General features: G+C 60.0%; 4 protein-coding genes and 1 CRISPR repeat array (1 of these 5 running past the window's edge). Of the genes, 1 reads left to right on the forward strand and 3 read right to left on the reverse strand.

Annotated elements, in window-relative coordinates; genetic code table 11:
* Nucleotides 1–99: direct repeats of the CRISPR family, unit length 36 nt; unit sequence GTTGTAGTTGCCTGCCCACATTGATCCTGCTAAACT (it extends 1125 nt beyond the left edge of the window).
* A 123-nt stretch (nt 100–222) separates the two neighbouring features.
* Nucleotides 223–1116: a type II CRISPR-associated endonuclease Cas1 gene (cas1, locus tag Q0J81_RS00600; protein WP_294445449.1), complete on the forward strand. Its 894-nt coding sequence runs from the start codon at nt 223–225 to the stop codon at nt 1114–1116.
* Nucleotides 1117–1231: 115 nt separating this feature from the next.
* Here cas1 and cas2 read toward each other — a convergent pair whose 3' ends face one another.
* From cas2 to aroD, 3 genes are all read right to left on the reverse strand, one after another.
* A complete protein-coding gene (cas2, locus tag Q0J81_RS00605; protein WP_294445450.1) occupies nt 1232–1597 on the reverse strand; it encodes a CRISPR-associated endonuclease Cas2 in 366 nt (121 codons plus the stop codon).
* The gene (cas9, locus tag Q0J81_RS00610; protein ID WP_294445451.1) at nt 1572–4982 is read right to left on the reverse strand and encodes a type II CRISPR RNA-guided endonuclease Cas9; all 3411 of its coding nucleotides are present in this window, start codon (nt 4980–4982) and stop codon (nt 1572–1574) included. The genes cas2 and cas9 overlap by 26 nt, the downstream gene beginning before the upstream one ends.
* A gap of 559 nt (nt 4983–5541) precedes the next feature.
* Nucleotides 5542–6327, reverse strand: a complete 786-nt coding sequence (gene aroD, locus Q0J81_RS00615) for a type I 3-dehydroquinate dehydratase (RefSeq protein ID WP_294445452.1) — start codon at nt 6325–6327, stop codon at nt 5542–5544.
* Between the last annotated feature and the right edge of the window lie 208 nt (nt 6328–6535).

Below are 6535 nucleotides of genomic sequence, written 5' to 3' on the forward strand. Positions count from 1 at the left end.
GTAGTTGCCTGCCCACATTGATCCTGCTAAACTGCTGCTGCTGTGCTGACTTTCGTGGTGACAGTTGTAGTTGCCTGCCCACATTGATCCTGCTAAACTCGATGGGGTAAAACCTTTTGATTTCTCTGACATTTTCAGAGGAATGACCAGCAAAAAAGCCGTCGGAGAACCTCTGAAACAGGGGACTTTGACGGCTTTTTTACGTTTTTCAGGGGGGCAGGCATGGGCGAATTCATTCTGGAAGTGGCGGAAAACGGACGGCACCTGTGCATTCAGCGCGGATCTGTGGCCGTGCAGGAAGGCAAAAAAACGCTCGGGCTCGTGCCGTCAGACAGTCTGGCCTGCGTACTGCTCTGTGCGGACGGCCTTTCCCTTTCCCGGCAGTTTCTGGCCGTCATGGCGGAACTCGGCGTGCCCGTCATCGTCTGCGGCAAAAACTATCTGCCCGTGTCCATGTGTCTGCCCTACGCCCGGCATTACCGGGCGCTCGGCGTAGCGGAAACGCAGTTGAAGGCTTCCCCGGTGCTTAAAAAAAAGCTCTGGCAGATGTGCGTGGCGGCAAAAATAAGAAATCAGGCCAAGGTACTGCACACGCGACGCCGGGAATCGGCGGAAGCGGAAAAGCTCCGGCGCATGGCGAAAAGCGTCCGCTCCGGCGACAGCGACAACAGGGAGGCGCAGGCTGCGCGCCTGTACTGGCCCGCGCTCATGGGCAAAGGCTTTGTGCGCGAACCGGACGGCGGGGGCGTGAACGCCGCGCTCAACTACGGCTACGCCATCGTGCGGGCAGCCTGCGCGCGGGCGCTGTGCGCGGCGGGGCTGCTGCCGCTGTTCGGCATCCATCACCACAATCTTTCCAATCCCTTCTGCCTGGCCGACGACATCATGGAACCTCTGCGTCCCTTTGTGGACGCGCTGGTGTTCGACCTCATGCAGGAAGACGAGAACACCGGTCTTCTGCTGCCCGCGCAAAAGAAAAAACTCTCCTCCATCCAGCGCTCGCCGCTGCCCTTTCTGGGTGAAGAACATACCCTCACTTCCGTAACCACGCGCATGGCGCAGGGACTTGCGCAAAGCTTTGCCGCGGCCTCGCCCCTTCTTCCTCTGCCCGGATAACGGAACGATGTCCGAAAGCTCCCGGAATGCGCCACTACCCGCAAGCGAAGAAAAGTCCCTCACGCATGGAGAAACGCGCAGACCTCCCGCATGGCCGGATTCTGCGCCCGGCACGCTAAAACAGCAGGAGCTGTTCGTTCTCCTCCATGTCCCGCTGCTCATTGCGCGTGCTCACCCTGCCGAAGTAGTTGCGGGTCATGCCGTACTGCCTGTCGGTAAGAAAAAGCACCGACACATGGCCGTTGTCCACAAGGCATCGCCCCACGCTGTCCGCAAGCTTCTGCGCCTTTTCCATGTTCTCGCAGTGCCGCATGTATACGGAAAACTGCTTGCGCATGAAGCCGAGCTCGAGAAGGCTGTTGCGAAAGCGCGTGGCGAGCTTCATTTCCCGCCGGCTGCCCACCGGCAGATCGAACATCACCACCAGCCACATGATGCCGTACGCCGAGGGCCCGTCAGGCCTCTTTCGCTTTCTTGCCATGCCACAGCTTCCTGTGCTTGCGCAGTACCTTGCCGAAGGGGGAAAGTTCCACCTTGCGGGCCTGCGCCTTTGTGTAAAACGTCAGCCTGCGCCCTCCGGAAACCCAGCAGGCCGCCTCGCCATCCTTTTCCTGCAGAGGACGTGCGTCCTGCAGCAACCGGACCTGTATCAGGTTATCGGAGAACTTCTGTACCACGAACCATCTGCCGCATTCTCCCGGAGGAAGGCCGAGGGCCTGCCGTTCGTTCTCGGAAAAGGACATTTCCAGCACGTCGCCCTTGAACAGACGCCAGATGAGGCGGCCGCCCTCCTTCTGCCATTCCGGTATAAAGTTCTTCTGCACGGCGTTGAAGCGGGCAACACATTCCCATCCCACGCTGCCGTCCGGCTTTTCAAAAAAATCCACGTAGGCGTTTCCGCCGGGCTTGAATCCGCTGCGCTGCCGCAGACTCACGTTGACCAGAGAAAGCCTTGTCACGTCCTGCCAGGTAAAGCCGAACGTGCTGTCTTCCTTTCGTGCCAGAGTCATCGCCGCCTGAAGAATGCGGCTTTCCGAGACCGGCCCGTCCGCTCCCGAAGCGCGCCGCTTTTCCTCCAGCATGGTTTTCGCTCTTTCCATGCGGCGTTCCAGCGCAAGGCGCTTCTGCCGGTTGCTCTCTGCCATGGCGACCGTTTCCGGCAGGTTTCCGTACTGACGAAAATCCGTCTTGATGTCCTCAGGCTTCTTTATCGCATCGAGCTTCCTGCGATAGGTGACGACAAAGAGACCGGGCCTGCCCGCCTCGGGAGCCAGCACACGATAGCGCGTATCCTCGTGCAGACTGCCTTCGAGCGCGTGTTCGGCCTTGGGCGACGGACGAACGCCGCCAAGCGCCGCAAGCACGGTTCTCCGAAAATCCGCCCCCGTGCCGCCGAAGGGCGCGGGAAACTCCCCGCACTCGCGCCCGGAGAGTGAAGCGCGGGCCAGCTTCTGCATCATGGAACGGGAAACGCAGGCCAGAATGAGCGCGTCCTCCGCATGATGCCTGTGGTCGATGCGCGGCTTGGCCTTCCACGCAGGGTTCCGCTTCGGCCTGCCGAACTCATCGGTCATCACTTCCCCGGTCGCCTCATCATACAGCTCCCGGCGCACGTTCTCGCCCATAAGCTCGTATTCCAGTCCGTCGAGTCCCCAGATATGCCTGAAATACGCCGTCATGCCGCCGCGCAGGGGCACGACGTCCGCACAGATGGTGCGCAGATAGCGCGCTGCCATTTTGGCCATGTACCCGGTATCGGAAAGGCGGTTGTCGGTGGCGTCCGCGTCGCCTTCGGCAAAACGCTCCTTCGCGCCTTCCAGAAAGCGCCACTGCTTGTTCTTCGGGAACGCATCCCGGGAAATGAACGCCAGAACGTGCGGCCACGCCTCCGGGCAGCGTCTGTGAATGAATTCGTACGCCGAGCTGTCACCTTTGGCGAGATTACTGCTGCGGAAGGTCAGCGCCAGATTGGCAAAGGTGTCGGAACCGCCCATGCTCTGAGGAATGATGTGGTCGATGTCGCAGGACGGAAAGTCGGTCAGGGCAATGGGAGCAAGGGTATACAGGTCCTGACCGACCTGCTCCTTCCACAGCCGGTACTTTATGCGGTTACGGTGCGTGGCGGGAAGCCCTGCGTCCATAAGCGTCTTGTCAATGCTCTCGTTCTCTCTGCGGCGCTTCACTCGTTCCCTGTCCAGCTCTTCCCGCCTCGCGGCCGACAGGCCGAATTCCCGGGCAAGCTCCACATGCACCGACAGCGGGCGGCCGTACAGACTCATGATTTCGTTGACCACCTTGCGAAGCTGGTTCAGCGCCACGTGCACCACCGGATTGGGAAAGCGTCCCCAGCGGGCCTCTTCGGCATCTGCCTGCCCTAGATGCCACGGATGCACCGGGGCCACGTCGCTTCTGAGCACTTCGCCGTAATAAGGAAGCCTGTCATACGAACCCGCCATACTGCGGGCCCTTTCCTCCTCCGCCGTATAGCCGCAGGCATCCGCCGCTTCCCGCTGTGAAAGAGGCCGCCACACTGCAATGCCGTTTTCCTCAACAACGCGCCCCTCGCGCAGCTTTTCCAGTATGCGCCTTGTAGCCGTCTCGCCCAGCATGGATCGGTCGGCGGGCAAAGCGTGAAGGCAGCGCGACACCTTCTCTTCCGCATCCGGCCCCAAAAGACAAAGCCGTCTTGCGCATTCCTTCAAGAAGCGCTCCTCCGGCATGAGCGGACTGTCTACCCTGTCCGGCTCAAGGCGCGGCTCCGCCATAAATGCTACAAGATTGTCCTGCTCCTGTTCGCTCATGGCCTGCCACGAAGGAATGTCCGCAAACGCCTCGGCAAGGCAGAAGCCCCGTATGCTGCTTCCCTCCTCCATGTTCACGGCAAGAATCTTCTCCGGGCAAAACGGCTGAAGCAGCTTTTTCACGGCCGTCTTCGTGAGCGTTTCTCCGGCCATGCACCGTTCCACCACGGCGTCGCGCATCCGTCGGTCCGGCGCTTCCACAGCCCGGACCGTCCGCAGGCGGATGTTGTTCGCCTGCTCGTATATCCGCCGGGTGTCGGCCAGCCTGCTCATTCGGGGCAGACGCAGCTCGCCGCTGTCCGGATCGAGGGAGCACAGGCCCACGGCGTAGGGAGCATGCGGCCTGTCCTCAAACATGATGCTGAACGCTTCTTCCTCAAGTTCCGGCGTCATCTGCGGAAAAAACTTCGCCTGCACCTCCCATATACGACGAAACTCCGCCTTCACCAGAAAGCGCGGAACTGCAAAATCCACGGAACCGTCGCTTATAAAATTCGCCCGTCGGCGCAGACGTCCCTTCGTTTCAGGCGCTTGGCGCAGTCTCTCCAGAAAAAATTCCCCGAGCGTCATCTGCTCTTCACGAAGGTATTTTTCCAGACTGCGGTACTGATTAGCCGTTTTCTGACGGTCGCTCTTTTTCGGCGTCTCACCATCGCCGCTCTCTTCCATCTGACCGAGAAAACCCGCCCCACGGTGCTTTGCCAGATGCATGAGGCAGCGTCCCACATCAAAGGCGCTTTGCAGTCTGCTCCTGCCCGCACGCGCCCAGAGCCGATACAGCGAGCGGCCCTTCATCTCTTCCATGTCCGCGTTATCTTCGGGGAAAAGATCATGACGACGCAGGAGGGCGGCAAGATTATGCAGCCTCTGACGCCGACGTCTTATGGTCTTGCGTGCCTGTCTTGCCGCCCTTCTTTCCGCGCCTCCCACGGGCATGTCGAAAAGACGTACTCCGGCGTCCAGAATGCCCAGCGGGTCCCCCTCTTCACTGCAGCGCACAAGCGCCGTGCCTATGGAGGCAACGCCCATGTCTACGCCGAGAATATAACGGTAATTCTTTGCCATGCCTGCTCCCCGATAAAAATGTTTTCTTTCACTATTGCATACGCCGACATTCTGTGGCAAGAAGAAAGGGCTGACCAAATATTTTTTAGCAGGATCTATTTGGGCAGGCAGCAATACAACAAGGCCGCCTGAAAAGGCGGACTCGTCAAATTCTGGAAAGCCCCCGCAAGGGGGCTTCCGCTTTTAAAAGAAGAACGCCCCGGAAGGGGGCTTATGGTAAAGAGCCGTACCGGGACAATTGCATTTTAAACACAAAAAAGTGGAAAAAGCCGGGACGTTGCAGAAGGACACCTGACACTTCGTTCTCCACGAAGCGCGCCGGAAGACCGCACGTCTACAGACGGCCGAGAGCAGAAAACGTGTAACCTGCGCACTCCCCCAGAGGTCTCCCGAAGGCCCCGGCGCTCATCCGCATGGAAAAGACGACGAAAAATCAAAGAGACCTTCGCACCGCAGGCGGCAAGGCAATGTGGAACCTTCTGCTCCTCAGCCGAAAAAGCGCCGTGATGCAGGCCCGGCCTTCCGGCTACACCCGCGTAAGAAGACCGAAGTCGCGTTCCTACGCGTCGCTTTTACGCCCTTTGCACGCCGCATCAAGCGCGCGCAGCACCATGTCGAGGGAAAAGACGTCCATCTGGCCCGGAGCGCTCGCCTTTTCCGCCGCGCCGAAGGTGGCGGCGCTGCCGAAGAACTGCCCGCATACGCGGCTTATCACGCCGAGCGGCCCCATGCTCATGGTAATGACCGGCCTTTTGGCAAGGCGCGACGCTTCTTCCGTAGCGGAAAGCAGCGCAAGCACGTCGGCCCGGCTGCGTGGCATGACGGCGATTTTAAGAATGTCCGCATCAAGCTCGTCCTGCATGTAGAGAAGACGGCGCACCATTTCGTCCTTCGGCGGCGTGGCCTGAAAATCATGGTTGCTCGCCACCACGCCAACGCCCGCAGCATGAGCCCGGGCAATGATGTCCTTTGCCCGGCCGGAACGAAAAAAGGCCTCTACGTCCAGAAGGTCGATAAGGCCGCTTTCAGAGAGCGCGGCGCAAAGCGCCTCGTACTCCCCGTCGCCCACGGGGCAGCAGCCGCCTTCGTCCGTAGTGCGGAACGTGGCCAGAAGCGGCACGGAAAGCACCTTTCTGAGCGAGGCCAGCGCCGCCGTAACGGCCTTTTCATCCACGCCCGACGATCCGCAGAACATATCCACGCGCCACTCAGCCACGTCGACGGGAAGCGAGGCCAGCGCCGAGGCTTCTTCAACCAGCCGTTCCGGCGAAGAAGAGGTAAGGGGTACGATGATGCAGGGCCGCCCCCCTTCCATGTTCAGGCGTTGTTTCAAAGCAATGTCCATGGTGTTCCCTGAGCAGAAAGACTGCGCGCAGACAAAGACCGCTCATATCGTCCGAAGACGCATGAGCCTTCCGCAGAAAAACGAAAGGAACGCACCGGGCTCAATCAGAGCCAGGGCTCGTTGTCCGCTTCATCAAGGAACTTGTAGGAACGCACATAGATCTGACGCTGGTCTTCATCCATGACATTGCAAAGCAATTCCACGGGAG

It is taken from the genome of uncultured Mailhella sp. (assembly GCF_944324575.1).
GTDB lineage: Bacteria > Desulfobacterota > Desulfovibrionia > Desulfovibrionales > Desulfovibrionaceae > Mailhella.

Coding starts and splice junctions, on each gene's coding strand:
- aroD (WP_294445452.1), bottom strand. CDS start 6,327: ATGGACATTGCTTTGAAACAACGCCTGAACATGGAAGGGGGGCGGCCC.
- cas2 (WP_294445450.1), bottom strand. CDS start 1,597: ATGGCAAGAAAGCGAAAGAGGCCTGACGGGCCCTCGGCGTACGGCATC.
- cas9 (WP_294445451.1), bottom strand. CDS start 4,982: ATGGCAAAGAATTACCGTTATATTCTCGGCGTAGACATGGGCGTTGCC.
- cas1 (WP_294445449.1), top strand. CDS start 223: ATGGGCGAATTCATTCTGGAAGTGGCGGAAAACGGACGGCACCTGTGC.